Here is a 2,390-nt window from a genome sequence, read left to right as displayed (position 1 = left end):
CTCGTGCGGTGCATTGTCCGCAACCACGCCCCATACGGCTGACATGACCTGGGCCGCGTGGTTCTCTTTGCGCAACGGCCCACGGAAAAGGGGGCCGGTTTCCCGGCCCCCTTCGCTTCTTCATCAGCGGACGACGATGTCCGCGCTGGCAGGCGTACCGACCCGCCCCATCAAGCCGCCTGCACTTCCTCATAGCCATTGAAGCGCATGTCGCTGGTCGCCCTTCCCTGGGTCAACGAGCGCAGCGAGGTGGTGTAGCCGACCAGCCGCGCCAGCGGCGCATAGCCCACCACTTCCACCTGCGCGCCGTGATCCTCGATCGAGGCCACCCGCCCGCTGCGGCGGTTGAGGTCGCCCACCACGTCGCCAACATTGGCCGACGGCGCGTGGATGGCCACTTCCATCACCGGCTCCAGCAGGCGTGTACCGGTCGTGGCCAGTGCCGCCTTGACCGCTTCGCTACCAGCGCGGTGGAAGGCCATCTCCGAGGAGTCCTTGGCATGGGTCTGCCCATCGGTCAGGGTCACCTCGATCCCGACCACCGGATGTCCACGCGGCCCTTCTTCCAGCGCCGCGCGTACGCCCTTTTCCACGGCCGCCACGAACGACTTCGGGATCACGCCGCCGACCGTGCGGTCGACGAAACGCACCGCCTCGTCACCGGTGGGCACCACCTCGATCAGCACCCGGGCGAACTGGCCCTGGCCACCGGTCTGCTTGACGACCTTGCCCTCCACGTCCTGCACCGCCCGCGACGGCGTCTCCTGATAGGCGACACGGGGCGCGCCCACCTTGACCGGCACGTTCCACTCGCTGCGCAGGCGCTCGACCATCACTTCCAGGTGCAGTTCGCCCATGCCCCAGATCAGGGTCTCCCCGGTGACCGCATCGGTGGCGACGCGGAACGAGGGATCTTCCTGCGCCAGGCTCGACAGGCCCTGGCTCATCCGGATCAGGTCGGACGCCTTGTCGGCGTTCAACCGCCACGCCAGCACCGCGTGCTGGGCATGGATGGTGTCCAGCAGCAGCGGCGCGGAGGGCGCGCTGAGGGTTTCACCGCTCACCGCATCCTTCCAGCCGATCACCGCCACGATGTCACCGGCAACCGCCTCGGTGATCTCGTGGGTCTGGTCGGCCTGCACCCGCACCAGCCGGCTGATGCGTCGGCCCTGTGCGTGCTGCGAGCTGGCCACCTGGTCGCCCACCTTCAACGTGCCCGAGTACACCCGCACGAAACTGAGGGCGGCATGGGCCTGGTGGGTGATCTTGAACAGCAGCGCGGCCAGCGGCCCTTTCGGGTCCGGCGGCAACAACACCTCGCTCTCACCCCGCATCGCAACCACGGCAGGTCGGTCCAACGGCGACGGCAGGAAGTCGACGATCGCATCCAGCAACGTGTCGATGCCCTTGCTCTTGAACGCAGCACCGGCCAGCACCGGTACGCCCGCGCCGGCCAGCGTGGCCCGGCGCAGCGCAGCGCGCAGCAGCGCATCGTCCACGTTGTCGCCCGCCAGCCAGGTTTCGGCCAGCGTGTCGTCGTGGTTGGCCACCGCCTCGATCAGGCGCAGGCGATACGGCTGCCACTGCGCCTGCTCATCGGTGCTCCAGTCGCTGCGGGTCGGGTTGCCGGCGTCGTCCCATTCCACCGTCTGGCGGGCGATGAAATCGACCCAGCCATGGAAATGGTTTTCGTCGCCAAGCGGCCAGCCGATTGCCCACGGACGCGCCTGCAGCTTGTCCTCCAGTTGGCCCAGCACGCGCTCGAACGACGCGCCGACGCGGTCCATTTTGTTGACGTAGGCGATCAACGGCACGCCGTGCCGACGGGCCTGGTGCCAGACGGTCTCGGACTGCGGCTGCACGCCATCGACCGCGGAGAACACCGCGACCGCGCCGTCGAGCACGCGCAGGGAGCGCTCCACTTCGATGGCGAAATCGATGTGGCCGGGGGTGTCGATCAGGGTCAGCCGATGGTCGTCGCCACCGCGCGGCGCCCAATGCGCCTGCACGGCCGCCGCGCCGATGGTGATGCCGCGCTCGCGCTCGATCGCCGAGAAGTCGGTGGTGGCCGCGCCATCATGGACTTCGCCGACGCGGCGGATCTCGCCGGTTTTCCACAGCAGGCGTTCGGTGAGGGTGGTTTTGCCGGCGTCGATGTGGGCGATGATGCCCAGGTTGCGCCAGTGCGAAAGGGTGTGGGTTGTGGTGTTCATGGTGATTGCTCTCGTCGCCAACATCGAGGAGCCGCACGCCGCCGTTGGCTAACGGGCGTGCGGCCAGGCTTGGGGCTCGGCGATCTGGTGCATGGCACGTTCTCCTTTGCGTGGGTTTGTGAAGCGCTGAAACGAAAAGAGCGCCCGGTGGGGCGCTCTGTCTGGGGTCTTCCAGGG

1 protein-coding gene is annotated in these 2,390 nt (G+C 68.2%); it reads right to left on the bottom strand.

What is annotated here, in order from left to right; genetic code table 11:
* Positions 1-170: 170 nt before the first annotated feature.
* Entirely contained in the window at positions 171-2,213 is a 2,043-nt protein-coding gene (gene fusA, locus ACXJKH_RS18750; RefSeq protein ID WP_457321627.1) for an elongation factor G, read from the bottom strand.
* Positions 2,214-2,390: the final 177 nt, after the last annotated feature.

Source organism: Stenotrophomonas sp. P5_B8 (genome assembly GCF_054049855.1).
The sequence above is the reverse complement of the archived record's forward strand: the minus strand, read 5'-3'. Positions and strand labels throughout refer to the sequence as shown.

What these genes read in the sequence shown, in the direction of transcription:
- fusA (WP_457321627.1), bottom strand. Translation starts at nt 2,213, where the DNA reads ATGAACACCACAACCCACACCCTTTCGCACTGGCGCAACCTGGGCATC.